The sequence below is a fragment of the Mycobacterium sp. IDUB_24 genome (assembly GCF_055419385.1).
Genome location: NZ_JBVAXO010000002.1, coordinates 329109 through 355833, shown reverse-complemented (window position 1 = coordinate 355833; position 26725 = coordinate 329109). Strand labels below are relative to the sequence as shown.

Sequence of the window (26725 nt, the reverse complement as noted above, 5' to 3'; positions counted from 1 at the left end):
AGCGATCTGGTGTGCATTGGTGACCCTGAGCGTGCATACGCCACCGGCCTGATCCCAAGTTCCGCCGTTGCCTTCGCAGAACGCGAGCGAATCTGCCCCCGGGGACGGATCGGCGAAAGCCCGCGAATCCGAACCCACCCCGACCAACGCGAGACCCGCCGTAAGCACGCAGACTGCTCGGGCGATGAACCCGACGCGCCACCGCGCGACTACGGACTGGTCAGTCATGCGGCGATTACCCCCGTGCTGCCAAAGCTGATTGATGCCCGTTCGCACCTCGGTCCCGAAGCCCCTACCAACTAGCCGGCGAGTAATCCTTCAAGAAGCACCCGTAGAGGTCCTCGCCCAGTTCCCCTCGCACAATCGGGTCGTACACGCGCGCAGCACCATCCACCAGATCAAGCGGTGCGTGGAAGCCTTCCTCGGCCAGCCGGAGCTTGGTCGGATGGGGGCGCTCGTCGGTGATCCAGCCGGTGTCGACCGCGGTCATGAGAATCCCATCCTGCTCGAGCATCTCCCCCGCACTCGTGCGGGTCAGCATGTTCAGCGCGGCCTTGGCCATGTTGGTGTGCGGGTGCCCGGGCCCCTTGTAGCCGCGGCCGAACTGGCCTTCCATCGCCGACACGTTCACCACGTACTTACGCCGGGCCGACGATGCGGCCAGCGCCGGGCGCAGCCGGCTCACCAGAATGAAGGGTGCGGTCTGATTGCACAGCTGCACCTCGAGGAGCTCCATCGCGTCGACCTCGTGCACGCGTTGGGTCCAGCTGTTGACCGACGCGGTGTCGGGCAGCAGCCCACCGGCGTCGATGGCAGTCCCGGCGGAGATCCGCTCGGGCGAGGCGCTGCGCGCGGTCAGCGCCAGCTCAGTCAGGGCGTGCGCTGATGGGTGCTCGCCGAGGCTCCCGGCCAGGGCGTGGGGATGGGCGTCACTGACGTGGTCGAAGGTGACCACGTCCACCAGCGCCGGTGGCGGGGTGCGCTCGGCCTCGACCAGGGCGGCATACGAGCCCGGCGGGCGGCGCACCGTCTGCGCGGCGTTGTTGATCAGAATGTCCAGCGGCCCCTGCGCGGCCACCTCGTCGGCCAGGGCGACCACCTGAGCCGGGTCACGCAGGTCGATCCCGACCACTCGCAACCGGTGCAGCCAGTCGGCGCTGTCCTCCATCGCGGCGAAGCGGCGCACCGCGTCGTTGGGGAACCGCGTCGTAATGGTCGTAAAAGCGCCGTCGCGCAACAGCCGCAGCGCGATGTACATGCCGATCTTGGCGCGCCCACCGGTGAGCAGGGCACTGCGCCCGGTCAGGTCGGTGCGGGCATCGCGCTTGGCTCGGTTGACCGCGGCGCATTCCGGACAAAGCTGGTGGTAGAAGGCGTCGACCACGGTGTGGTGGTTCTTGCAGATGTAGCAGGCCCGCGAGCGCAACAGCGTGCCCGCACTGGCCCCGACCGCAGTGGACACCAGCGGCAGACCTTGCGTCTCGTCGTCGATCCGTCCGGGTGCACCGGTAGCGGTGGCCGCGATGACGGCGCGGTCCGCGGTCGCGATCGCGTCACGTCTGGCGTCCCGACGGGCCTTCTTCACCGCCTTGAACAGCTTCGCGGTGGCCTGGCGCACAGCAACGGCATCGGGATGCTCTGGAGGCAGCGCCTCCACTTCGGAAAGCACCCGCAGGCACGTGCTGAGCTGGTCGGGATCGATCGCGGTCACCATCGAAGGGTACGGGGGTTGGGGCCAAAACCCGCTATCGAGCGAACGGGCCTACAGGTAGAGGTGGTGGGTGCGGTGTTGCGGCGAACGTGCAGGTTTTCCACGTGATGTGTGCAGGTCTGGCCGGAAAAGCTGCACGTTCGTCACAGCGCCCCGCACGGGACATAGGAGCGGAACCGCCGGCAAAACGGTGAGCCCCAGATATCAGTCGTAGATGACGTCGAGCCCCCGCCGCCGAAGATCGGCCAAGGTGTCCCGCATGCCTTGCAACTGCTCGGGTGAATGGCCCACCCAGTCGGCGATCTCCCCGACGATTCGCACCGGCTCACGGGTTCGGTAGGAGCGGGTCGGGTTGCCGGGAAGCTTCTTGTCGGTGACGTTCGGATCGTCCTCCAGCGCACCCTCGGGTTCGACGATGTAGATGCGGCCCCGCCCCTCACCGACGGCCATCTCGGCGCCCCACACCGCGGCATCCAACGTGCGGGTGACGTACACGTGGTTCATGATCCGGCCCGCTTCGTAATTCGATTCGCGTCCGGGCACCAGGCGATCACCCACCGCCAGGTCAGCCTTGGTGCCGTGCAGCAGCGCACCCGACTCGTGCACTTCAAACGGTTTCGGCGTACTCGTCACAATCTCCCCCATCTGGTCACGGACCGACAGATTGTGCAGCACGACAGGGGCCTTGCCACAAGCCCCACCCCCGGCCGTATATTGAGAATGGGAACAGATCCGCAGCGCCGGCTACCTCTCAGAGTTGATCGAGCAGACCGTCGACGAAACTGGACAGTCTCGTGAAATGTGTTCCGGGCCAATAGATCTGTCCGCAATCTTCGCAGCGGACGAAGTCGTTGTAATGACGGCGGGTCAACGGCTCAAGGCGGTCGCACACCTCATCCTTCGTCACCGCGGCCAATACCCCGTTGCACCGCACGCACCGAGTGAACGGCGCCACCCGCCGTCTCAGGTCCAGCCGCCGAATCACCTCCAGCGTCTGTTCCTCCGGTTGCTCGGAGTGGACGAACAAGCCATGCGTGATCGCCCGACGTTTCAACAGGCCCCGGTCGCGGGTCAGCAGGATCCGCTGTTGCTCCAGGCTGATGTCGGCCAGGCTGTGATCGTCGGCGTCGTTCGACCACCAGACGTCGAACCCGAGCACCCGGAGCAGCCGCGCCAGGCGACCAAGATTGACGTCGATCACGAACCGCGGCTCACGCAGCGGCTCGGGCCGTAGCCGGACCGTCGACTCGATATCGAGCGCCTCGAACATCGGGTACACCGCGATGCGGTCCCCCGCAGCCGGTCGGTGCTCGAAGCCCACCGGGTCCCCGTTCACCAGGATCAGGTCGATCTCGGTGTGCGGAATGCCCATGGCTTCGAGGACATCCTTGACGGTCTGATGGCTCTGGCAGGGACGGTGCACGGTCCGGCCGCGCGAGCCGGCTTCCACGAAGTCGTTGAGCTCGGCGTATGCCCGGACCGTCACGAAACCGGCCATATCGCCATAGTGACGCGCGGACTCGCTGCGGGCAATGAACATTGCCTCGACAACCTGGGCAACCTCGAACAATCGGCATAGCGTGAGGACATGACAGAGCCCATGGTCACCGTGGCCCACCCGCCGAAGGCGATGCTGCGCGTCGTCAATCCGGCCCTGCGGTTCATGTTGCGCACGCCGTTCGCCGGCTCCGCACGCAAGCAGTTCATGGTGCTGACGGTGCGCGGCCGAAAGACCGGACGGCAGTATGCAATTCCGTTGAGCGCACACGTCATCGACAACACTCTCTATGCGCTGACCGACGCGGCATGGAAGTACAACTTCCGTGACGGCGCCACGGCCGAAGTTCTGCACGACGGGCAGTCAACGTCGATGCGCGGCGAGCTCATTCACGACCCCGCGACCGTGGCGGATCTGTTTCACCGCTGTGCCGAGTCCTATGGCGTCAAACGCGCCCAGCGGATGATGGGGTTGACGTTCCGCGACCCACGCATCCCCACACTGGAGGAGTTCGCCGACGCGGTCGACCGAGCGCACCTCGCCGCGATCAAGCTGTCCCGCGATTAGCCGTCACTTGAGGCAGGTGTCGAACTCGTCTCGGATGCGCTGTTGCAGCGCCGACGCATCGGGCACGAGCAGTTCGGACTTGGTGCGGTCGCCGTTGACGTACTCGCATTTGCCGATCATCGCGCTGCCCGCCCAGCGTGGCTCGTCGAAACGGGCGCGGTCACCGTTCCAGCGCCAGGTGAGGCTGACAGGATGCTCGGGGCCGGCCTCGATCGCGTGGATGGTCCGCACGATGTCGTCATAGGCAGTCGCCCGCGTCGGCACGCCGAAGGTCAGATGCTCAACCCGCCCGTCGCGGACGCTGATCCAGCCCGGTTGGGCCGGCGCCGCTGCAGCCAGTTGCCCGTCGATACGCTGCTTTTCCACCGGGGACAACCGGGTGAAGATCATCCAGTGCGGATCGGCGACCCGGTTGGCGGCAGAGACTTCGATACCACCCGGCGGCCGGTCGGCGAAGATACGCAGGATGGCATCGACCGCGGCACCTGGTTTTTCGGCCTCCCGGATCTCTACCTTCGATGCATCGGGCGCGGCGCCGCTGAACCACTGGATCTCCCCGGCCGGGGCCTCGGCCCGAAGGCGACGCACCAGTCCGGTCACCTGCTCGACGTCATCGGGCAGATCGGCGCTTCCGGAAATCGAAGTCTGTTCGGCCACAATGATCTTCATCCGCTGGTCGAACTTCGCGAAGTCTTTGCCGCGTAGCTCGTCGAGCTGGGAGGTCACCGCTCCGACCTGCTGATCGCTGGCCTGCTCCATGTCAACACTGAGTTCGAACCGAGTGCCCTCGAGGATGCCGTTGTCATAGATCAGGTCGACCTCGGACACACCCGGCATCGCCGCGATGCGGTGCTTGATGTCGAGTGCTTCCTGTTCACGGTCGGGCGCGCCGGTGCAGCCACTCACGCCGACCATCACCGCGACAAGCAGTGCGGCGCCAACGGGTGCGAATCGCATGCTCATGAGCCTACGGCCGGTGCCGGCACCGGCGACGCGCCAATTCGCCCTACGGAACCGGCAAAGGCGAATAAACTTGTCGGCACCCCGCGTTACGTTCGCCTGTTCGCCAGTCGAGGAGGCACAGGATGGTCGAGAACAACCCGGGCGTGGGGAGCCGGTTCGGCAAGTATGAGCTGACCGCGCTGCTCGGCCGTGGTGGCATGGGCGAGGTCTACGAGGCTGTCGACACCGACAAGGGCCGGACCGTTGCCCTGAAGATTCTGCGCGCGGAGTTTGCCCACGATGAGCAGTTCCGAACCCGGTTCCTGCGCGAGTCGCAGGCGGCGGCGAGCTTGGAGGAACCCCACGTCGTGCCGATTCACGACTGGGGCGAGATCGACGGCAACCTCTGCATCGACATGCGCCTGGTCCGCGGGCAGACCCTGCACGACCTCATCAACAGCGGCCCGCTCGAGCCGCGCCGCGCGGTATCCATCGTCGAACAGATCGCCTCCGCACTGGACGCCGCGCACGCGCGCGGGCTGATCCACCGGGATGTCAAGCCGCAGAACATCATCGTCACCTCTGCGGACTTCGCCTATCTGCTGGACTTCGGTATCGCTCAGGCCCAAGGCGATTCGAGCCTCACCCAGGCAGACACGCGGATCGGCTCGTTCAGCTATATGGCCCCGGAACGGTTCGGCGACGAGCCGTGCTCGCCCGCCGCCGACATCTACTCGCTGGCCTGCGTGCTCTACGAGGCGCTGACCGCCGACGCACCGTTCCCGGCCCATAGCAACGAACAGCTGATCGCGGCGCATCTGACGACCCCGCCGCCGCGACCCAGTACGGCCCACTCGGGAATCCCGACGTCCCTGGATACTGTTATCGCGCGCGGCATGGCCAAGGAGCCCGACGACCGTTACGGCAGCGCCGGCGCATTGGGGCGCGCCGCGCAACGGGCGTTGCACACCACTGACGAGAGGGTCGCCGCCAGCGCCGAAACCATGATGGCGCCATATGTTTCACCGCAGCTGCTCACCGCACCGCCGGTCGTCGCGCACATCGCGCCCGGCGCCGCTGAGCCCGGACCGCCTCCACGGCAATCCTTGGTGCCGCTGGCGGCCGTCGTTCTGGTAGCCGCGCTCCTCCTCGGTGGGGTCGGGCTGGTCATCGGTCTGCTCCTGTCGAAAAACTCTGCAACAGTCGACTCGTCATCGGCACAGACGTCGGCGCTCGCACCGCCGACGGGCGTGACCGTCGCTGGGCCGACCGTGTACAAGACGGTGCCGGCGCCGACGACGGCTCCCACGCCGTCGTACACGCCGACGGCAACCCGCAACCCCGAAGCGTCGAGTTCGACACAGCTACGCCAGATCTCACTGGGTGACCACACGGTCGTGAGCACCCAGGGTTCCGATCGATGGGTGCCGCAATTGAGTTCCAAACGGCCGGGCGTCGTCGACCAAGGTGTGGTGTGGGACAACGAGTTGACGTTGGAAGAGCATCTGCGGCTGCGCCAGGAGTACGGCGCCAAGCTCCTGTGGTCCGGTGATTGGTCGACGTTCGACGCGCCCAACTTCTGGGTCACCATCGCTCCGATCACCTATCCCACCGCGAGTGGGGCGTTGGCCTGGTGCAGCGACCACGGTTTCGATCGGAATCACTGCTACGCGAAGCTCATCAGCACGACGCACGCCGTGGCCGGCAGCACCGCGTTCAATTGACCTGGTAGCGGAAAATTGGCGCCGTCGGCCCCCACATAGCGATGTCACAATCGCAGAGAGTGAGCTGAACGCAGCGCCATCCGTCGAAAGGACCTCGTCCGTTGTGGGTTTGGTACAACACCGCACCGCGGTGGGCTCGTTGGCTGTTCATATCGGTGTGGATGACGATGTGGTTCTTGTTGTTCGGGTGGGCAGTGGTTCACCCGCAATACCATTGGTGGACATCCTGGCCGGGCTGGGTTGTGGCCGTCGGACTGGCCGCATTCGGACTGCTCGCTGCCATCCCGGTCACAATGATCACGCAGCCGGTCGTGAACACGTACGCCACCGTGTTGAAAGGGCTCACCGCCGCGCAGCGTTCCGCTGTGGCCCGGGCGCTGCGAAGCGAACCGATACCCACTGACCCGGCCGTGCTGACCGCAGCCGTCCGCGCCATTGATCTCACCCGTGCATATCGGGATCGGGTCACCCCGGCACGTCGCCGTCTCAGCTGGGTGCTCATCGGGCTATTCGCGATTGCGCTCCCGGTCCTCGAATTCTTCGCGGACCAACCGCGACTCGCCCTGCTCTACCTGGCTATCGCCGTGATGTTGGTGGTCGGTCAGGTATGGCCGGCATGGGTCCGGCGTCGCCGTGAGCCGCATCTGGCACGGTTACGCGCCGCGGCCGACGCCGATCCGGAGGTTGCCGCTGCGGTCGCGCAAACCGTGGCACCTGCGGCGTCGCCCACAACCCGCCAGCGCTGGCTTCGAGCCGGTCTGGTCCTCCTGCTGGCTGTCGCGGCCGGGCTGACTTTCGGCATGCTGAGCCAGGTTTCCGGCCGCGACTGCCGAACCGCCATCGGTGCGGCTCGCTACATCAGCGACCACCGAGAGCTTCTCGATTCCAGCAGGATCGGCCCCGGCGGGCCAGATCTATCGGAGTACCGAGGATGGTCAACTCAATTGAGCCGCTACGCCGACCGGGTCGATGATCCGGCCGTCCGCCGACATCTGCAACAGGTCAGTGACCTTTCGGCCGAGGTAGTCGACGTTGTCGAACAAGCCCGCACCCCGGGACTCTCCAACGAGAGCATCGGTATCCAAAAAATGTTTTACCTCAACACTGTTCAACGATTGGTCGACGCGGATACGCAGATGGTGCAGCTCTGCCAGCGGTAAACCACGCTCACACCGTCACGGGCACTTCTCCGTGTCGATGCGCACCACCCCGAAGTCGATTTTGGTCGACGTACCGAACGTCGACCCGGGCGGCGGCGTCGAACTGCACACCTGCCAATTGCGGTCACTGATCTGCGCCCGGCCCTTCCCGGTCAGATCGGTCGAGCTGCTGAACCACACCTCGCCGTGCGTCAGCGACTGGATCGCGTCCTGTGCGCCCTGCAGATCCATCCCGATCAGATTCGGCATGGTCCACGACGGCGACGCCACCGCCGCCGGACTCGTCGCCAGAGCCACGGCCACCAGACCGACGACTGCCACCGATACACGCTTCATATCAACCTCCTGTTTGAAGTGAACCGCGCATCGTCGCACCAGCCACTGACAAGGCAGTTCCCCTGGCGTGCCTGTGACGAGCGTGCAGGCTTTCAACGCGATCTCGCAGTTCTGACGGAAAACAGTGCACGCTCGTCACAGCGTCCCCCAGACAGGACATTGGAAGAGCGCGATCAGGCCGGGCCACGGCCGTCAGGTATCGACGACCATCTCGACGAGCACCCGTCGCAGCAGCTTGCCGGTGGCGTTGCGCGGCAGTTCGTCGATGAACACCACATCGCGGGGCACCTTGTGCCGGGCGAGGTTGTTCTTCACATACAGCTTGACCTCGGCAGCGTCAGGACTGGCACCAGGTTCGGCAACAATGAAGGCCCGCAACCGTTTTCCGAATTCGACATCATCCACACCGACGACCGCCACCTCCGCGATGTCGTCGCGTTCCTCGAGTAGGTTCTCCACTTCCTGCGGGAAGACGTTCTCACCGCCGGAGACAATCATGTCGTCGTCGCGGCCGTCGACGAACAGCAGTCCGTTCTCGTCGAAATGGCCCATGTCGCCGCTGGACATGTAGCCGTCGATGATCTGTTTGGTGCGCCCATCGGTATAGCCCTGAAACGGCGCGCCGTTGCGGACGAAGATCCGGCCGCGGCGGTTGGCGCCTTCGAGCCGCTGGTCGTTGTCGTCGTAGAGCACCACCTCGCAGGTCACGGGGGCGCGGCCCGCAGTCCCCGGAGCCGCCCGCAGTTCAGCCGGCGTGGCAATGGTGGCGATGGCGCACTCCGTGGAGCCGTACATGTTGTACAGGACATCGCCGAAGGCATCCTGGACTCGGGTGGACAACTCCGGGCTCAGTGCCGACCCGGCGATCAGGATCACTTTCAACGCCGACATGTCGTACTTACCGATCACGTCGGGGCCCAGTTCGACCATCCGGTGCAGCATCGTCGGCACCGCTACCAGCATGTCGGCCCGGTGCTCTGCCATCAGCTTCAGCGTGCCCTCGGCGTTGAACCGCCGCGCCGTCACCACCTTGTTGCCCAACGCCGCACCCACCAGGTAGGTGGCCCAGCCGGTGCTGTGGAAGATCGGTGAGACGATCACCATGGTTCCCTTGCGCGGGAACGGAACTCGGTCGACGATCTGCGCCGTCGCGAACGGGGACACGGTGTCACGCGGGGCCCCCTTGGGCAGACCGGTGGTCCCGCTGGTGAGGATGACCGACCCTCCGGGCTTGCTCGGAGGGGGCAGCGGTCCGGTCGGGTTCGCTGCCACGATGTCGTCGATTGTCTGTGCGCCGTCAGGCAACTCGGCGTCATCGTCGACCCAGGTCAGTACCCGCGGAAGCTCGGCAGGCAGCGCGTCGAGCAGTCCGAGGAACTCGCTGTCGTGCATCACCACCCGCACGCCCTCGCGCGCGCATACCTCCGCGAACTGCGGTTTGGCGAAGCCGGTGTTCATCAGCACCAGCCGTACACCGAGTTTGCCGCAGCCGGCCATCGCGATGATGAGGCCACGATGATCCCGGCACAGCAACCCGACAACGGAGCCTTCCTTGAGACCCAGGCGTTGCAGTCCGTGCGCCAACGCCCAGGATTGGTCATCGACCTGCTTGTAAGTCAATGTGCCGCGCTCGTCGACAATCGCAGGCAGGTCCGCATACCGGCGCCCGCCCTGAATCGCCATGGTGGCCTGCGGCCCGTACAGCCGGGCAAGCTTGGCGCTGCGCACCACCGCGCCGATATCCAGGGGCTCGATGATGCCCCGGTCGACGAGGCGCGCGACCGCATGCCCCGACTCGACAACCTGACCCAGCTTTTGCCGAACTCCGGCTATTGCGTGCATGCCCCTGCCCCTCGCCGATTGCGCTGGACAGTAGCAGTGCTCGGGTCGTCCGTCACCGGGTCGGACGCGTCAAACCGGACCCTCACACCAAATGCCCCAATAACAACCACCAGCAACATCCATCTCGGTAACGTCGGCAGAGATGCGGAGGGCACTGACGTGTTGATGGCGGCGTTACGCGATCTGCAGTGGCGACGACGGCGATTCTTGATCGCCGCCGTCGGCACCGGGCTGGTCTTCGCCATGACGTTGGTGTTGACGGGCTTGGCCCATGGTTTCCGCGTGGAGGCCGAACGCAGTGTCGACGCGTTGGGCCTGGACGCGTACATGATCAAGGCAGGTGCGGCAGGACCGTTCCTCGGCTCGGCACCGTTGCCGCTCAGCGACGTCCAACGTGCCGCGCGCCTGCCCGGCGTCACCACCGCCGTCCCGCTGGTCTACGGCTCCTCGACGATCCCCAACAACGGCACCCCGCGCAACGTGAATGTGTTCGGCGTGCCCGAGTCGGGCCCGGGCACGCCGGCTCTGAAGGACGGCCGGGCCCCGCACGCCCCCGACGAGGTTGCGGTATCGACGACGATGGACCAGCCTATCGGCTCCGATGTCGCGGTCGGGGCGGCGAAACTACGCGTCGTCGGTCTGGTCGACGACCTCACCGCCCTGGCTGCCCAGGACAACATCTACCTGACGGTGCCCGGCGCCCAGCAGCTGCTGTTCTCGGGGCAGAAGCTGATCTCCTCGGTCGGCATCATCGGGACCCCGGGACCGCCGCCACCGGAATTCCGCATCGTCGACCGGTCGGGCGCCATCGACGACATGGTGCGCGCACTGCGGGGCGCCAACCAGGCGATGAGCCTGATGGCCGGTCTGCTGTGGGCGGTCGCGGTGTTGATCGTCGGCTCGGTGATCTACCTGTCGGCGCTGGAACGCACCCGCGATTTCGCGGTGTTCAAAGCGGTCGGCGTGGCCAGCCGATCGATCATGGCCGGCCTGGCGATGCAGGCCGTGACGGTCGCGCTCCTGGCTGCCGTGCTGGGCGCGGGCCTGTCATTGCTGCTCGGACCGCTCTTCCCGATGCGCTGCGACGTGCCCACCGTGGCATTCGTCGCGCTACCGATCGTCGCCGTCGTGGTCGGCCTGCTGGCCAGTGTGGCCGGGCTGCGCCGCGCCGTGAACGTCGACCCAGCCCTGGCATTCCGAGGACCCTGACATGGCCGACTTAGTCGTCAAAGACCTCGTCGTGGAGTACTCCAGCGGCGGCTACGCGGTACGCCCGATTGACGGGCTCGACCTTGAGGTGCCCGCCGGATCGCTGTCAATTCTCTTGGGCCCCAGCGGTTGCGGGAAGACCACGCTCCTGTCGTGCCTGGGCGGGATCCTCAAGCCGACCGCGGGTCGTATCGAGTTCGGCGACATCGACGTGACGACGCTCGACAAGAAGGCACTCTCGGATTACCGGCGCGACACCGTCGGCATCGTGTTCCAGGCCTTCAACCTGGTGCCCAGCCTGACCGCGTTGGAAAACGTGATGGTGCCACTGCGCGCCGCGGGCCGGACACGGCGTGAAGCCCGCGAACGCGCCACCGAACTGCTCACCCGCGTCAACCTTGAGGGCCGATTGCACCATCGCCCCGGCGATCTCAGTGGCGGGCAGCAGCAACGTGTCGCGGTGGCTCGTGCGATCGCCCTCGATCCGCCGCTGATCCTGGCCGACGAGCCGACCGCACATCTGGACTTCATCCAGGTCGAGGAAGTGCTCCGGCTCATCCGTGAGCTCGCCAGCGGCGAGCACGTCGTCGTCGTCGCCACCCACGACACCCGCATCCTGCCGCTGGCCGACCACGTGGTGGAGCTCGTTCCGCACGTCGCCGTCGAACATCAGAACACCGAGACCGTGACCATCGCGGCCGGCGAAGTGTTGTTCTCCCAGGGCGAGATGGGCGACCAGATCTACATCATCACCGAAGGCGAGATCGAACTGGCCCGCGAATTGGCCAGCGGTGGTGAGGAAGTCATCAAGGTCGTCGGCCCTGGCGACTACTTCGGGGAGATGGGGCCGTTGTTCAGCCTGCCGCGATCTGCCACCGCGCGCGCGAAGACCGATGCTATCGTCGTCGGCTACACCATCCAGGCGTTCCGGGAACTGCTCGGCCCCACCGGCGCCCGCAATCTCATCGGGCAGCCCGAAGCCGAGGACTCAAATGACTGAACTCGACACCCGTGTCGCGGTATACCTCGACTTCGACAACATCGTGATCTCCCGCTACGACCAGGTCAACGGCCGCAACTCATTTCAGAAGGACAAAGCCAAAGGCCTCGAGGCCGACAAGCTCACCAAGGCCACCGTCGACCTGGGTGCCATCCTCGACTTCGCCTCGTCCTTCGGCACGCTGGTGCTCACCCGCGCGTACGCGGACTGGTCAGCCGACCTCAACGCCGGATACCGCGAGCAGCTAGTCGGCCGCGCCGTCGATCTCGTGCAGCTCTTCCCCGCCGCCGCGTATGGCAAGAACGGTGCGGACATCCGGCTGGCCGTCGACGCGGTCGAGGACATGTTCCGGCTTCCCGACCTCACCCATGTCGTGATCGTGGCCGGGGATTCCGATTACATCCCCCTCGCCCAACGCTGTAAACGGCTGGGCCGCTATGTCGTCGGCATCGGGGTGGCCGGATCCTCCAGCCGCGCACTGGCCGCCGCGTGCGACGAGTTCGTCATCTACGACGCACTCCCCGGAGTCCCCACAGTCACTCCCGAGCCGGAACCCAGACAGCAGAAGCGCAGCCGCAAGACAGAAGAACCCGACCCCCAGGCCGAGGCGACCGCGCTGCTCACCCGCGCCCTGCAGATCGGCCTGGAGAAAGACGACGACGTCGAGTGGCTGCACAACTCCGCAGTCAAACGCCAGATGAAGCGGATGGACCCGTCGTTCAGCGAGAAATCGTTGGGCTTCAAGTCGTTCAGCGACTTCCTGCGGTCGCGCTCCGATGTCGTCGAGTTGGACGAGAGTTCGACGACGCGGATGGTCAAGCTGCGGTAGCACCGGCCAACGCCTCAGACCCCCAGCCGCCCCGACAATCGGTTCAGCCGGTCCAGGCTTACCCCGTCAAGCCCGGTAAACGACACAGTTTTCCCGCGCGACGAGTACTTGGTCCTGATCGCATCGAGACTCGCGACGGACGACGCGTCCCACACCGACACACCGGACATGTCGATCACCACCTCGGCGGGATCATCGGCGTAGTCGAATTGGTGCACCAGGTCATTGCTGGACACGAAGAACAGGTCTCCGCGGACCCGATACGTCCGCGCGCCGTCCGGTCCGGTGACGGCCGTGACCGAGGTGAAGTGGGCGACGCGGCGGGCGAACGCCACCATCGCCGTGAGCACCCCGAGTGACACCCCGATGGCAAGGTTCCCGGTGGCGACCGTCGCGATGACGGTGATCACCATGATCAGGGTTTCACTGCGCGGCAGCATCTTCAGAGTCCGTGGCGTCACGCTGTGCCAGTCGAAGGTCGCGAACGACACCACGATCATGACGGCCACCAGCGCGGCCATCGGGATGCGTCCGACAAGGTCCCCCAGCGACACCACCAGGATCAAGACGAACACCCCGGTCAGCAACGTGGACAGTCGGGTGCGGGCGCCGGCCACCTTGACGTTCATCATCGTCTGCCCGATCACCGCGCAGCCACCCATGCCGCCGAAGAACGCGGTGACCACATTGGCCATGCCCTGCCCGCACGCTTCACGGGTCTTGTTGGACGGTGTGTCGGTGATGTCGTCGACCAGTTTGGCCGTCATCAGCGACTCCAGCAGCCCGACGAGCGCCGCACCCAACGCGTAGGGCGCGATCACCTGCAGCGTGTGCAAGGTCAGTGGAACGTGCGGGAACCCGGGTACGGGCAGCGAATCAGGCAGAGCCCCTTGATCTCCCACGTCGGGCACGTCCCAGCCACACACCACGACCGCAAGCGTCAGCACCAGCACCGCCACCAGGGGCGCGGGCACCGCGGTGGTCACCTTGGGCAGCAGAACCATCAGCGCGATGCCCGCCACGGTCAACGGATACACCAGCCACGGCACGTCGACCAGATGCCGCAGCTGCGACACCAGCACCAGGATCGCCAGCGCGTTGACGAAGCCCACCATGACACTGCGCGGGATGAACCGCATGAGCTTCGCGACCCCGAAGAACGCCAGCAGCATCTGGATGATGCCGGCCAGCAGGATCGTGGCGACGAGGTAGCCCACCCCGAACTCCCGGGATACCGGGGCGACGACAAGCGCGACTGCCGCGGTGGCGGCAGTGATCATCGCGGGCCGACCGCCGGTGAAGGCGATGGTGATCGCCATCGTCACCGTCGAGAACAGGCCCACTCGGGGATCGACCCCGGCGATCACCGAGAACGCGATGGCCTCGGGGATCAGGGCCAGCGCTACGACCAACCCCGCCAGCACCTCGGTGCGCAACACTGCCGGCGACCGGAGCGACGGCACGCGCGGTCCGGTTGACGGCGCGCGGAATCCGGGGATGGTGATACTCATCGAAACTCCTTGGTGGAAAACCAGTTATGCAGCCGGGCGGTGCCCGAGAAAGTCCAAGATGGCGCGTCGGCGCCGTTGGTAGGACTCCTCGAACTGCGCCGCGGGGGTGCGGGGCTGCTCGATCGTGATGACATCGGCCACGGTGGCGGGACGATGGCTCAACAGCACGATCCTGTCGGCCAGCAGCAGCGCCTCGTCGACATCGTGAGTGACGAACAACAGCGTCATCTTCTGCGTCTCCCACACCGACATCAGCAGCTGTTGCATCTCCAGGCGCGTCTGCGCGTCCAACGCACCGAACGGCTCATCCATCAGCATCACGTGCGGCTCACACGCCAGGGTCCGAGCCAGCTGCACCCGTTGCCGCATACCGCCGGACAGCTGGCTCGGCAGGTGGTCCAGGTACGCGCCGAGCCCCACCTGCTCCAGCCGGGCGGTGGCGGTGTCTTTGAGTTGCCTGCCACGCATTCCGCGGAGCTTGAGCGGGAACTGGACGTTCTTGAGCGCCGACCGCCATGGGAACAGTGCGTCCTCCTGAAACACCATGGCGCACTGGGCGGCATTGCCGGTGACGGGTGCACGGTCGACGGTCGCCGTGCCGCCCATCGGTTTGAGCAGCCCGGCCAATGCACGCAGGATGGTCGACTTGCCACACCCGGACGGACCCAGGAAGACGACGACCTCGCCGGGTTCGATCGTCAGGGTGATGTTCGCTGCGACGACGCCGTTGAACCCGAGTTGCAGCTGCTGGAGGTTGACGGCACCGGCGCTCATCGGGAGGCCCTCGGCAGCCAGCGGTTGACCCGCCGTCCGACGCGCTCGACCAGCCAGGCCGTGCCCAGCCCGAGCGCACCGATGGAGATCATGCCGACCACCACGCCGGCGTAGTCCAGCAGCCCGTAGGCCTGCCACGTGTAGTACCCGATGCCGAACTGGCCCGAGATCATCTCCGCACTCACCACACAGATCCACGCGACACCCATGGACACCGACAGCCCGGCGAAGATGCCCGGCAGGGCGCCCGGGATGATGACGTGAAACAGCAACGACATCCGGCCCGCACCCATGGTCTGCGCCGCTTCCTCCCACACCTTCGGCATCGAATCCATGGCGTGAATCGTGCTGACCACCACCGGGAAGAACGCCGCGAAGAAGGTGATGAACACGATCCCCTGCTCGCTGGACGGGAACAGCAGGATGGTCAGCGGCACCAATGCGATCGCGGGGATCGGCCGGATCAGTTCGATGAACGGCCGCAACGTCATTCGGGCGATCTCGGAGCGACCGACCAATACACCCAACCCGATGCCGACCACCGCGGCGAGGCCGAAGCCCAGCAGGATCCGCTGCAGGCTGGCCAGCAAGTCGTCGTAGTAGGTGCCCGAGCTGACCCGCGCCAGCAGGGTCTGCATGACCGCTTCCGGTGTCGGCATCCGATTGAACCGCAACCAGGCCACGACATTGTTGGCCGTCAGCAGATGCCAGGCCACCAGGAAAACCGTGATCGGGATCAGCGGCAGCACCAGCGCAGGCACACGCCGGGTGACGGATGCGGGCAACAGGTCAGCGACGCTGCGCCGCATGGACTTTCCGGTCTTGCTGGTCGGTGACCACAACCGCGGTGCAGCGATCGTGGGCCGTGTCATGAGCTCGGTCATGCGGTTTCCTTTCTGGGAGGGGTTTAGCCGGCGGTGCGGGACTGCCCCACGGCAGCCGGGTAGGCGACGGGTACTGCCTGCGGATGGTTCGTCCGGTAGGTGTCGGCACCAGCGCCGGTGGCGAACGGCTTGTACCGCTGAGTGGGTGATGCGGCGGGATCCTGGAGCCACACAGCGTGATCGGCGAAGATCCTCAGCCCGGTGAGGGTGTCGGGCACATACGCCGCCCGCACCTCGGGCATCGCAGCCACCCTCCGCAGCAGGCACGTCGGGGTCGCAGCGGCGTCGGTGGTCTCCGATCCGGACGCCCACACCTCAGAGGCCTGCGCCGGATCGCCCACCGGCAGCCCGCACACGTCGTCGAAACCGGTGAGCGTCATCGGATTGGCCACACTGGCGCGGCGCTGCGGGTATCGGTCTCCGAACAGCTGCCGAAGGTAGCCGTCGTTGACGAAGCCGGGAACGTCGAAATCCTTTGTCACCGAGCCCCGCCCGACCAGATAGTCCTTGACGGTTGCGAACGCGGTGAGGAATTGCTCCTTGAGGGTCATGTCGAAGCTGACCAACCCGTTGGGTCCGTTGTACAGGTAGATCACTTCGGGTTCGATGCCGGTCAGCTCCCCCACCCGCTTCGCCGCTGCGAGCGGATGAGCGACGACATCGTCGGTGGTCGACTTCATCGCCCGCAGGAACGCCGCCATCACCTCTGGATGACCGCCGGCGAACTGCTTGCGCACGACCACACCGTGGAACGTGGGCACATTGTTGTCACCGCCGTCGTACAGCAGCCGCCCTTGATTGCGGTAGATCACCAGCTGCGGCCACGGCACGAACTGCGCCAAGCCATCGACCTGCCGGCCGTCGATCGCCGACGCCCCCACCGACGGGTCCTGGTTGACGATGTGCACGGCGCCCTTGTCGATGCCGCTGTTACGCACCGCCGACGAGAACATCCCGTCACCGGCCGACCCCAGGCTGGTCGACACCTTCTTGCCCGCCAGGCCGGCAAGCGTCTGGACAGTGGAATCCATCGGTACCACAACCTGATTCAACGAGCCGCGCAAGTTGTAGCCGGTGGTCGCGATCATCTCGGTGGCCGCGTCGTCGTATTTGCGGGTCTTGGATCCGTTGGTGAGCAGCGGATAATCGCCCATCGAGCCGATGTCGACGTGAGTGGCGATCATCTGCGCGGTCAGCGGGGCGCCGGAGGCGAAGTCCTGCCACACCACCCGGTACCTGGTGCCGGTCTGCGCGCCCAGTGCCTTGAGCTCGTTCTCGAAGTCACCGCGGTCACGCAGCAGGGTGCCGGCGTTCACGGTGTTGATGGTCTTGGATTGATAACCGACGTTGACCACCACGGTCGGCTCGGAGAGCAGGCCGCAGCCGGTGAGCAACTGCGCGCCGCCCACCGTGAGCGCGGTCAGCAGAGCAGCCGAACGGGCCCGCCACCGACCGCGTGGGAGCTGTTGTACCTCATCCATGCCGACAAGAGTCGACGGCTTCTGTTACCTCACTGTCATGTGAGGTTGCGCAGCAGTTACGCCATCCGCACACAAACAACGCCTCGGTTACGCCACCACTACCACCCTGGAAACCCGCCTACGTTTCGGAAACGCTTGCAACCGTGAGCATTCCGATCGAACCCGACTACAGGTTCACACTCGCCAACGAGCGCACCTTTTTGGCCTGGCAGCGTACCTCGCTCGGGCTGCTCGCCGCGGCCGTCGCGGTGGTGCAATTCATGCCCGAACTGACAGTTCCGGGACTTCGGCACATACTGGGTGCGACGGTCGGGGGCATGGCGATCCTGACGGCCGTCGCGGGCCTGCGCCGGTGGGCCCAAGTCGATCGCGCGATGCGCCACGACGAGCCACTGCCCCGACCCGCCGCGCCCACCTATCTGACCGCCGGCCTGGCGATGATGGGGCTCGCAGCCGTGGTTCTGGCGATCACCGTCACCGTGCGATGACGCGCCGGGCACTGGCCGAAGACCGTGGGCTGCAGGCCGAACGGACGTCGTTGGCGTGGACCCGGACTGCACTGGCCGTTGCGGCCTCCGGGGTGCTGGTGCTACTGCGCGACGGACACCTCGTCGGTGCACCGGCACGCCTGATGGTGGTGGCCACCGCGGCGCTGCTAGCCCTCGGCGTGTACTCCGTGGGCGCGCGACGACGCCACCAGTTACTGACAGACCCGCGGGGTTCGGCGGCATCTGGCCGGAGATTCGTTCCAGGTATCGGGCTCGCCGTCATCGCCGAGGCACTTCTGGTGATGGCGTACCTGGCAATGCCCGCCGGGCCGTGATCTCCCGGTCTTGCGCAGCCCACACCTTCTGCCGCACCCGATCCGCGATATTCGTTCGGTCCACCATCGTTTGCGTCACCCACACCACCGCCCAGCCGTACGACTCAAGGTCGGCCGTTTGTGTGTGCACCCATGTTCGGTGATCCGGAGAATCCGTTTCCTCATCGCATTCGACAGCCACCTTCCAGCGACGCCACCCCATCGCCACTCGGGTGCACTCCAAACCCCACTCGTCATAGAACGGGACCTGCGTTTCCAGTCCCGGTATGCCGATGTAGCGCAGCCGAAGCCGAGTTTGCGTCTGGAGCGGCGTTTCGGCACCGCCGTCTGCGTCTGCCAGTGATATTCGCAGCCGGTCGACGCCCCGAATCCCTCGATTCGCTTCGGCCAATGACCACACCTTCGCGCGGTCAAGCCCGGTCTTGTTCATCAACGCATCCAAGATCGGTACCGCTTGGGCGTACGGCAGCAGCCGGCCCAAGTCGAACGCTGTGCGCGCGACCGTGGTGACCCGCATGCCGTCGGACTCGCAGACATCCTCTGGTGCAAGGGCATACGAATGGACCCGCAACCCGGGCGGCGCGTGACGATTGGCTCGCACGACCTCGGCCGGCGCACCGACGTCCAGCCACTTGGTGCCATGGACCGCCGCGGCTGACACTCCGCTGATCACTGCGGATGGGCCGGCGAACAGCCACGCCGCCTGAGCCCGCAACAGCGGCGTCAGGGCGACCTCATTGTCCAGATACACATTGCGGTAAACGGCACGAAACTTCGTCTCGAGTTGGCGCGAGGTGAGCAGCCCCGCCCGGACCGCCTCGCGCCCGAGAAACGGCTGTCCGTTCATGGGGCAAGCATCGGCCGGCCGACCGACAATTCTCACGGCCCGGCCAGGGTTATCCACAGGGATGTCTCTGGGTTGTAGTGGGTGTCGGCGCACTGTGACGAGCGTGCAGGATTTCCGCGCGATCTCATCGTTGGGGCGGCAAAAGCCGCACGTTCGTCACAGCGGCCTGACCGGGATATACATGGCGGAGACCCGGAGAAATTGCAGGTCAGGAGGTCAGACGTCAAGAAAGCGAACGTCTTTGGCGTTGCGCGTGATGAAACTGCGCCGCGCTTCGACGTCTTCACCCATGAGAATCGAGAAGAGTTCGTCGGCCGCGGCGGCATCGTCGAGGGTCACCTGACGCAATACCCGCACCGAGGGATCCATGGTGGTCTCCCACAGTTCCTTGGCGTCCATCTCACCCAGACCCTTGTAACGCTGGATACCGTCATCGACGTTGATCCGCTTGCCCGCGGCCTTACCCGCCTCCAACAACCCGTCACGCTCCCGGTCGGAATACGCGAACTCGGGTTCCTGACGCTGCCACTTGAGCTTGTACAACGGCGGCTGGGCCAAGAAGATATGCCCGTGCTCGACCAGCGGTTTCATGAACCGGAACAGCAGGGTCAACAACAACGTCGAGATGTGCTGACCATCCACATCAGCATCGGCCATCAACACGATCTTGTGATACCGCAGCTTGGCCAGATCGAACTCGTCATGGATACCGGTACCCAGGGCGGTGATGATCGCCTGGACTTCGGTGTTCTTCAAAACCCGGTCGATACGCGCCTTTTCGACGTTGATGATCTTGCCGCGCAACGGCAGGATCGCCTGAAACATCGAGTCCCGGCCACTCTTGGCCGAGCCGCCGGCCGAATCACCCTCCACCACATACAGTTCCGACTTCGTCGGATCGGTGGAGCGGCAGTCGGCCAACTTGCCCGGCAGCCCACCGATGTCGGTCGCGCTCTTGCGACGAACCAGTTCACGGGCCTTGCGGGCGGCGATACGCGCCTGAGCTGAGGAGGCGACTTTGGTGACGATCATCTTGGCCTCGGCGGGGTTGGCCTCGAACCAGTGGCTCAACTGCTCGTGACAGACCTTCTGCACAAACGAGCGAACACCAGCATTGCCCAGCTTGGTCTTGGTCTGGCCCTCGAACTGCGGTTCGGCCACCTTCACCGACACCACCGCAGCCAAACCCTCGCGGATGTCATCACCGGTCAGGTTGGGGGCGTGGCCCTTGGCGCCGTCCTTGAGAAGCTTCTTGTCCCTGGCGTACTTGTTCACCACGGTGGTCAACGCCGCGCGGAAACCCTCCTCGTGCGTACCACCCTCATGAGTGTTGATCGTGTTGGCGAACGTGTGCACCGACTCGGAGTAACCGGCGTTCCACTGCATCGCGATCTCGACCTCGTGACCGGTGCCCTTACCGTCGAATCCGATGATGCTCTGCTGGATCGGGTCTTTCACCCGGTTGATGTGCTTGACGTAGTCGATCAATCCGCCCGGATGGTGAAAGGTGCGGGTGTCACCGTCGGGCCCACGGTGATCGGTGAGCGTGAGGAGCAGTCCCTTGTTGAGGAAGGCCATCTCCTGCAGGCGCCGGGCGATGGTCTCGGCGTTGTATTCGGTGGTCTCGAAAACCTCAGCGTCCGCCCAGAATCGGACCGTGGTGCCGGTGCGCTTCGAGGGGTTGCCGCGGGCGAGGGTGCCCGGTTCGGAGTAGTCGTAGTGCTGGAACCATTCGTGGCCGTCCCGGTAGACGGCCACTTCGAGCCGCGTGGACAGCGCGTTGACGACGGACACTCCCACGCCGTGCAGACCACCCGACACCTGGTAGGACTCGCCGTCGAACTTTCCTCCCGCGTGCAGTTGGGTCATCACGACGTCGATGGTCGGAATACCCGTCTCGTGCATGGCAACCGGGATGCCGCGCCCGTCATCAGACACCTCGACGCCGCCGCCGCGCAGTAGCGCGACGTCGACGCGGGTGGCGAACCCGGCCATGGCCTCGTCGACCCCGTTGTCCACGACCTCCCACACCATGTGGTGCAGGCCGCGTTCGCTGGTCGACCCGATGTACATCCCGGGGCGCTTGCGGACGACGTCGAGTCCTTCCAGGATCGTGATCGATTGGGCACCATAGCTGGTGGCGGTCATGGCCGGGTCTCCTCTTCGGCGATTACTGGCTGCGGGCAGGCACGAAGTCGATGGGTGCGCCGGCCGGGATCAGCTCCTCCTGCTCGACCGTGGCATCGAACTCCTGAATGAAGCGGTACGCATGCTGCATCACCCACCACCGCACCCAGGTCTGGTTGACTGCCTCCCGCTCCTTCGGATCCTCAAGGAGATTCGTGATGCGCGCGAAGCCCAGCGGGATCTCCGGGTCGTGGAAATGCTGCTGACGCTTGAAGTTGATCTTGAACTGCGACCACTTCACCGCATGCAGCTCTTCGTTGAGCCACACCATGCAGCCCTCACGCTTGGATTCCTCAGCGCCGGCGAAGAATTCCCGCTGATCGATGCCGTCAATGACCCGGTCTTCGGGGATCTCGCAACCGACCCACCGCAGCAAGGTCGGGAACATGTCGGTGACGTGCACCATCTCGTTGCTCTCGCGCGGCGTAACCTGGCCCGGCCAACGGATCAGGCACGGTGTACGGATACCGCCCTCGGCGGAACTGAAGTACGAACCGTCGAAGAACCCTGCAGTTCCACGTCCGGCCAGATGATCTTCGGCACCGTTGTCACCGGCCATGATGACGATGGTGTTGTCCTCGATGCCCAGTTCGGTCAGCGTATCGAGAATGCTGCCGAAGTCGTGGTCGAGCATGAGCAACGAATCACCCCACGCCCCATTGGTGCTCTTGCCCTTGAACTCCTCGCGGACCTCCATCGGGAAATGCATCAACGAGTGGTTGTGGTACAGGTAGAAGGGCTTGTCTTCTTCGACGCTGCGCTTCATGAACGCCTTTGCACGGCGGTCGTATTCGCCGTCCACCTCACCCTTGAGCTTGACTGTCAGCTGCTGGTCGGTGGTCCGGACGCCGTCGGCCTTGGTTCCCTCGTACATGTAGGAGTAGCCGTCGCGCTCGGCCTTGTACCAGGGATCGTCGGGCCACAGGCACTCGTCGTAGGTGCGGGCCGGGCCGTACCACTCGTCGAACCCGTGATCGGTCGGCCATCGACCGTCCTCGGCACCGATGTGCCACTTGCCGAAACACGCTGTGGCATAACCTGCTTCGGACAGAATGTCGCCCATGGTGCGTTCCCAGGCCACGATGCCGCCACCATTTCCGCCGAGCGCGATGGTGTGGTTGCCGGAACGGATCGGGTAGCGCCCGGTCATCAGCGCCGAACGGGTGGGTGTGCACTGCGGTTCGACGACGAAATGCGACAACTTCAGCGACTCGGCGGCGAAGGCGTCCATCCGGGCGGTGTCAGCGCCACGAAGGATGCCACCGCCATAGCAGCCGAGCTCGCCCATACCGAGGTTGTCGACGTGGAAATACACGATGTTGGGTTTTTTGGGCATGGTTGAACTACCTCTCTCTATACATGGGTGAAAACCGTTGGAGGTGAAGCGGAAAGCTGCCGGCTACTTTGGCGGCGACGCCTGATCAGGCGACCGCGCGGCAATCGTCATCAACGAGCACCGATCCCCGCGATAGCGCACGGTCTCGAAGTCGAACGGGGTTCCGTCTTCCAGATGGGTCAACCGATGCAGCAGCAACAGTGGTGCACCGGAACGGATTTGCAGAAGTTCGGCAGTACTGGCGTCCGCGGAGACCGACTCCACCGTCATCTCGGCCCACCCCAGCCGCATGCCCAGCTCGCGTTCGATCAAGGCGAAGACGTCCTGGTGATCGAGATTGGCATCGACCGGGATCGCGCCGATCCGCAACGACGTGGTGTCGAGAGACAGCGGCACACCCCCGACCGACCGCAACCGCTCGATGAAGAGGATCGGGGCGTTCTCAGGCAGTTGGAGCTTGGCCGCGACAAATGGGGATGCGACCGATTCACGCACCGACAGCACTGTGTTCTCCACCGGTAGCTGGTGCCCGGCCAGGGACTCTGCCAGACCTTCGAGCCGATCGATACGCTGGCTCAGCTTGGCGCCGGTGACAAAGGTTCCCGCACCCTGCACCCGGGTGATCAGCCCTTCGCCGCGAAGTAGTTCGAGCGCCTCACGGATGGCATTGCGGCTCACCCCGAACTCGGCGGCGAGCTCGTTCTCCGACGGCAGCATCGGACGGGCCGCCGCCAATCCGCCGTACACCCCGTCAAGGATCTGGCCGCGCAGAACATCACGGGCCCACCGGGCGGCGTCAGCCCGGGTGCCGGCGTATTCCCTGGTCGCCGGACGAGGAAAGTCCTTCGGCGGGATGTGCGGGCGGCGGGTCATGACCTCACTGTGCCACCGCGGACACCAGGTGGCGATACGGCGCGTGTTACGCCACCTGTTACTTCGTAAAGCCCTAGGCCAGCGGCTATGAGGCAGCGTTTAGGCGCGACATCCGCCACCACGCTCTAGTTCGACACGCAACGAAAACCGATGTGGGTGGTCGCGCTGTCCTGTGATTGCGAGGACCGGGCGGCGGGGCGGTAGCGGTGGCAGTACTCAGGTGCGCACAGGTGCGACCCGCCCTTGAGCGTCTGCATCACCGATGGGTCGGCGACAGGAGCGGGGCAACATCCCGATACCTCGGCGACGGCACGATGCCCAGGCGTGAAGCGGGTGGCGGTCCACTCCCACACGTTCCCGATCATGTCCACCAGGCCAAAAGCGTTCGGCGGGAACGTGCCAACCGGTGAAGTCCCCATCCAACCCAGGGCCCCGTCGTTGCGGTACGGGAACCGGCCTTGCCACGTGTTGGCCATCAGCTGCCCGTCCGGTCGGACATCGTCACCCCAGGCATAGACAGTCGTCGCGCCTGCGCCGGCCGCGTACTCCCATTCATCTTCGGTCGGCAGCCGTCGCCCCACCCAGGCTGCGTACGCCGCCGCATCCGGGTACGCGACCTGGACCACCGGGTGATCAGGCCGGTCGACGACCGTTGACCCGGGCCCCGTCGGATGCTTCCAACATGCCCCCTCCGCCCATGTCCACCATTGCCGCCAGTTCCGCAGGTCCACCGGGCCATCGGTCGGTTGGAAGACCAGTGCGCCCGGGACGAGCTCTTCGGCGGGCACCCCCGGAAATGCCGCAGGATCCAGTTGCTGCTCGGCCACCGTGAGATAGCCCGTCTCAGCCACGAACTCGGCGAACTGGGCATTGGTGACCGGATGCCGCTCGATGCCGAACGGTGCAACCGTCACGTCATGCACCGGCGACTCCTCGGGATAGAAGTTCTGCGATCCCATGCGGTATGTGCCGCCGTCGAGTGCGACGAGTTCGGTGAGCATGCGGACAGACTAGGTAGGTCCCGAACCTGGCGCAGCCCGGCTCTTCTCCGGCCCGGCGCCACCGCCGGCACGGATCTTGGCTATCGCCGGCTCCGGATACCCTGCCCCGCGCGCCGCCCGGAACACCTCCTCGCCGACCACATCCACCCGCTCCCCCGGCACCAGCGCGATGACGCAGCCGCCAAACCCGCCACCGGTCATCCGCGCCCCGAGCGCACCGGCCCGCACCGCGGTTTCAGCAATCAGATCCAGATGCGGTGTGGTGATCTCGAAGTCGTCGCGCATCGAGGCGTGCGAGGCGGTCCACAGCTCACCGACCGCCGCAAGGTCCGAAGAGGCCATCGCCGCAACACAATCGAGCACCCGCTGGTTCTCAGTCAGCACATGACGCGCGCGCCGGGCATCGACCGGATCGGTCACCGCCGCGAGCGCTGAGGCGGAAGAGATCTCCCGAAGCGAGGCCACCCCGAGATCGGCGGCAGCCCGCTCGCACGATGCCCGCCGGGCCGCGTATTCGCCGCCGGCATGCGCATGTCTGGCCCGGGAGTCGATCAACAGCAGCGCCACGCCGGACACCTCGGGATCGAAGGGCACCGACTGCACGCTGACGTCGCGGAAGTCGATCAGCATCGCCTTGCCGGGCTGACCGAACAACGAGGCCAACTGATCGAGCAATCCCGTTGGTGCACCGACATATTCGTTCTCGGCCTGCTGAGCGATGTGCGCCTGATCGACGCGATCGAGTTCGACACCGACTGCGGTGAGCAGCGCACCGAGCACCGCGCATTCCAACGCCGCCGACGACGACAGCCCCGACCCGATCTCGACCTCACTCGTGATCGTCATCGTCCCGCCCGGCACGGCAATCCCGGCATTCAGCAGCGCCCACACCACCCCGGCGACATACGCCGCCCACCCCGTCACGTCTCCGGGCACGGTGTCCACACCGATCCGCACCGGCCCGTCAGCCAACGCGCTCGACACGTCCAGCACACCCGATGAGTCCGGGTCGAAGTCGACAAAGGTCCGCTGCGGCAAGGCGACCGGCAGCGCAAGTCCCGCGTTGTAGTCGGTGTGCTCGCCGATCAGATTGACCCGGCCCGGGGCAGAGTATCTGATGCGCACTAGCCCTGATCCACCCGATGGGCGCTGCGGAAGCGGTCCAGATAGGCCGGCCAGTCCCAACCGGACAGGAACTGCGTCGTCGCCGCGTAGCCCTTGTCGTACAGCGCCGCGGCCTCGTTGCGGCTGATGTCGAAGTCGAGCACCCCGACATCGGTCGAATCCACCTGGATCGCACGCGTCTTCACCCACGGCAGGCTCAGATGAGCCTGGTCATGACCGACCAGCATGGTGGTGAGCAGGCTTTCCAGGAAGGTCGGTTCCCCACAACGCAGCATCCCCAACCCGGGGATGAGCTGCTCGGCGGACGGCGCGGGCAGATAGGGCACCACCGTCACACCGAAGGTGGGCCAGCGCGGCACCGCACCGTCGGGCCGGTCGAACGAGTCGATGGGGAAATTCGACAGCACTCCACCGTCCACCAACGTGCATGGTTGCCCGTCAGCAGTTTTCAATGTGACCGGATGGAACAGGAACGGGATCGCCATCGAGGCGCGCACCGCGTCGGCGACGAGTTGCTCGTCGGGGTCCAGGCCGTAGACCCGGCGGTAATCCCAGGGCAGACGAACCAGTTGCCCGGTCGTCACGTCCGTCACCGTGACCACGAACCGGTAGCGCCGTTCAGGTAGCAGATGATCATCGGTGATCGCCAGATCACCGAAAGTCTTGACGCCCAGGTTCTTCAGCTCGCTGCGGATCCAGTCGTAGGCGAAATCCCCGCGATACACGCCCGTCTCACGCAGTAGGCCCCACGCGGTGCCCAGCACCGGGATGCGCTCGATCGGCCCGCTGTCGCGGAACTTGCGGTAGGGCACGTTCAACGCCAGCTCGCGCAGCTGCGCACTGGTCAGGTCGTTGCGTTGCTCCGCCGCGGCCACCACCGCACCGACCAATGAGCCGGCCGAGGTTCCCGAGATCCGCTCGATCGCGTACCCGGCGTCCTTGAGCGCGACGACGGCGCCCACCAGGCCGATGCCCTTGACCCCGCCCCCGGAAAGCACGAGGTCGGCACGGTGCGGGGAATGTTTCGCAGCCATGAACCCAGCTTCGCACGGCTGCCTGACAATC

The 26725-nt window shown here is 65.6% G+C and carries 25 protein-coding genes; 8 read left to right on the top strand and 17 right to left on the bottom strand.

What is annotated here, in order from left to right; all coding sequences use genetic code 11:
* Positions 1-292: 292 nt before the first annotated feature.
* The 3 genes from ACZYZF_RS09435 to ACZYZF_RS09425 form a co-directional block, all read right to left on the bottom strand.
* On the bottom strand, positions 293-1711 hold the full coding sequence (locus ACZYZF_RS09435) for an SDR family NAD(P)-dependent oxidoreductase (RefSeq protein WP_463835420.1): 1419 nt from the start codon (positions 1709-1711) through the stop codon (positions 293-295).
* A 204-nt stretch (positions 1712-1915) separates the two neighbouring features.
* Positions 1916-2356: an NAD(+)--rifampin ADP-ribosyltransferase gene (gene arr, locus ACZYZF_RS09430; RefSeq protein ID WP_463835865.1), complete on the bottom strand. Its 441-nt coding sequence runs from the start codon at positions 2354-2356 to the stop codon at positions 1916-1918.
* Positions 2357-2462: 106 nt separating this feature from the next.
* Positions 2463-3209 carry a Mut7-C RNAse domain-containing protein gene (locus ACZYZF_RS09425; RefSeq protein ID WP_463835418.1) on the bottom strand — a complete coding sequence of 249 codons (747 nt, stop codon included), beginning with the start codon at positions 3207-3209 and terminating at the stop codon, positions 2463-2465.
* A 90-nt stretch (positions 3210-3299) separates the two neighbouring features.
* Here ACZYZF_RS09425 and ACZYZF_RS09420 point away from each other — a divergent pair, with 90 nt between their 5' ends.
* Positions 3300-3776, top strand: a complete 477-nt coding sequence (locus ACZYZF_RS09420) for a hypothetical protein (RefSeq protein ID WP_463835417.1) — start codon at positions 3300-3302, stop codon at positions 3774-3776.
* A 3-nt stretch (positions 3777-3779) separates the two neighbouring features.
* Here the strand turns inward: ACZYZF_RS09420 and ACZYZF_RS09415 are convergent, their stop codons facing one another.
* Entirely contained in the window at positions 3780-4733 is a 954-nt protein-coding gene (locus ACZYZF_RS09415; RefSeq protein WP_463835416.1) for a hypothetical protein, read from the bottom strand.
* Positions 4734-4861: 128 nt separating this feature from the next.
* Between ACZYZF_RS09415 and ACZYZF_RS09410 the strand changes: the two genes are divergently transcribed.
* Complete coding sequence (locus tag ACZYZF_RS09410) at positions 4862-6442, top strand: serine/threonine-protein kinase (protein ID WP_463835415.1); 1581 nt, start codon at positions 4862-4864, stop codon at positions 6440-6442.
* A 242-nt stretch (positions 6443-6684) separates the two neighbouring features.
* Complete coding sequence (locus ACZYZF_RS09405) at positions 6685-7602, top strand: hypothetical protein (RefSeq protein WP_463835414.1); 918 nt, start codon at positions 6685-6687, stop codon at positions 7600-7602.
* 15 nt (positions 7603-7617) lie between these two features.
* Here ACZYZF_RS09405 and ACZYZF_RS09400 read toward each other — a convergent pair whose 3' ends face one another.
* A complete protein-coding gene (locus ACZYZF_RS09400) occupies positions 7618-7938 on the bottom strand; it encodes a hypothetical protein (protein ID WP_463805213.1) in 321 nt (106 codons plus the stop codon).
* Between the two features lie 192 nt (positions 7939-8130).
* Complete coding sequence (locus tag ACZYZF_RS09395) at positions 8131-9780, bottom strand: acyl-CoA synthetase (RefSeq protein ID WP_463835413.1); 1650 nt, start codon at positions 9778-9780, stop codon at positions 8131-8133.
* A 159-nt stretch (positions 9781-9939) separates the two neighbouring features.
* Between ACZYZF_RS09395 and ACZYZF_RS09390 the strand changes: the two genes are divergently transcribed.
* Genes ACZYZF_RS09390 through ACZYZF_RS09380 form a run of 3 tightly spaced genes read left to right on the top strand, consistent with a single transcriptional unit; the run spans position 9940 to position 12818 of the window.
* A complete protein-coding gene (locus ACZYZF_RS09390; protein WP_463835412.1) occupies positions 9940-10989 on the top strand; it encodes an ABC transporter permease in 1050 nt (349 codons plus the stop codon).
* Between the two features lies 1 nt (position 10990).
* Entirely contained in the window at positions 10991-11989 is a 999-nt protein-coding gene (locus tag ACZYZF_RS09385) for an ABC transporter ATP-binding protein (RefSeq protein WP_463835410.1), read from the top strand.
* Positions 11982-12818 carry an NYN domain-containing protein gene (locus tag ACZYZF_RS09380; protein ID WP_463835409.1) on the top strand — a complete coding sequence of 279 codons (837 nt, stop codon included), beginning with the start codon at positions 11982-11984 and terminating at the stop codon, positions 12816-12818. Before ACZYZF_RS09385 ends, ACZYZF_RS09380 begins: the two co-directional genes overlap by 8 nt.
* 14 nt (positions 12819-12832) lie before the next feature.
* Here ACZYZF_RS09380 and ACZYZF_RS09375 read toward each other — a convergent pair whose 3' ends face one another.
* Genes ACZYZF_RS09375 through ACZYZF_RS09360 form a run of 4 tightly spaced genes read right to left on the bottom strand, consistent with a single transcriptional unit; the run spans position 12833 to position 17468 of the window.
* Complete coding sequence (locus ACZYZF_RS09375) at positions 12833-14329, bottom strand: SulP family inorganic anion transporter (protein ID WP_463835408.1); 1497 nt, start codon at positions 14327-14329, stop codon at positions 12833-12835.
* Positions 14330-14353: 24 nt separating this feature from the next.
* Positions 14354-15103: an ABC transporter ATP-binding protein gene (locus ACZYZF_RS09370; RefSeq protein WP_463835407.1), complete on the bottom strand. Its 750-nt coding sequence runs from the start codon at positions 15101-15103 to the stop codon at positions 14354-14356.
* On the bottom strand, positions 15100-15987 hold the full coding sequence (locus ACZYZF_RS09365) for an ABC transporter permease (RefSeq protein ID WP_463745135.1): 888 nt from the start codon (positions 15985-15987) through the stop codon (positions 15100-15102). The genes ACZYZF_RS09370 and ACZYZF_RS09365 overlap by 4 nt, the downstream gene beginning before the upstream one ends.
* 23 nt (positions 15988-16010) lie before the next feature.
* The gene (locus ACZYZF_RS09360; RefSeq protein WP_463835406.1) at positions 16011-17468 is read right to left on the bottom strand and encodes an ABC transporter substrate-binding protein; all 1458 of its coding nucleotides are present in this window, start codon (positions 17466-17468) and stop codon (positions 16011-16013) included.
* 143 nt (positions 17469-17611) lie between these two features.
* On the opposite strand from ACZYZF_RS09360, the gene ACZYZF_RS09355 reads away from it, so the two are divergent.
* Positions 17612-17956, top strand: coding sequence for a YidH family protein (locus ACZYZF_RS09355; RefSeq protein ID WP_463745137.1), 345 nt, complete (start codon positions 17612-17614; stop codon positions 17954-17956).
* Positions 17953-18291 (top strand): DUF202 domain-containing protein, encoded by a 339-nt coding sequence (locus ACZYZF_RS09350; protein WP_463835405.1) that lies wholly within the window; start codon positions 17953-17955, stop codon positions 18289-18291. Before ACZYZF_RS09355 ends, ACZYZF_RS09350 begins: the two co-directional genes overlap by 4 nt.
* Here ACZYZF_RS09350 and ACZYZF_RS09345 read toward each other — a convergent pair.
* From ACZYZF_RS09345 to ACZYZF_RS09315, 7 genes are all read right to left on the bottom strand, one after another.
* On the bottom strand, positions 18236-19138 hold the full coding sequence (locus ACZYZF_RS09345) for a hypothetical protein (RefSeq protein WP_463835404.1): 903 nt from the start codon (positions 19136-19138) through the stop codon (positions 18236-18238). The two genes, ACZYZF_RS09350 and ACZYZF_RS09345, sit on opposite strands and share 56 nt — an antisense overlap.
* A gap of 216 nt (positions 19139-19354) precedes the next feature.
* Entirely contained in the window at positions 19355-21286 is a 1932-nt protein-coding gene (gene gyrB, locus ACZYZF_RS09340; RefSeq protein ID WP_463835403.1) for a DNA topoisomerase (ATP-hydrolyzing) subunit B, read from the bottom strand.
* A 22-nt stretch (positions 21287-21308) separates the two neighbouring features.
* Positions 21309-22661, bottom strand: coding sequence for an arylsulfatase (locus tag ACZYZF_RS09335; protein ID WP_463835402.1), 1353 nt, complete (start codon positions 22659-22661; stop codon positions 21309-21311).
* Positions 22662-22724: 63 nt separating this feature from the next.
* Positions 22725-23534, bottom strand: coding sequence for a GntR family transcriptional regulator (locus ACZYZF_RS09330; RefSeq protein WP_463835401.1), 810 nt, complete (start codon positions 23532-23534; stop codon positions 22725-22727).
* A 125-nt stretch (positions 23535-23659) separates the two neighbouring features.
* The gene (locus tag ACZYZF_RS09325; RefSeq protein WP_463835400.1) at positions 23660-24535 is read right to left on the bottom strand and encodes a formylglycine-generating enzyme family protein; all 876 of its coding nucleotides are present in this window, start codon (positions 24533-24535) and stop codon (positions 23660-23662) included.
* A gap of 9 nt (positions 24536-24544) precedes the next feature.
* Positions 24545-25660, bottom strand: a complete 1116-nt coding sequence (locus tag ACZYZF_RS09320) for a galactokinase (RefSeq protein WP_463835398.1) — start codon at positions 25658-25660, stop codon at positions 24545-24547.
* Positions 25660-26694 (bottom strand): patatin-like phospholipase family protein, encoded by a 1035-nt coding sequence (locus tag ACZYZF_RS09315; RefSeq protein ID WP_463835397.1) that lies wholly within the window; start codon positions 26692-26694, stop codon positions 25660-25662. The genes ACZYZF_RS09320 and ACZYZF_RS09315 overlap by 1 nt, the downstream gene beginning before the upstream one ends.
* Positions 26695-26725: the final 31 nt, after the last annotated feature.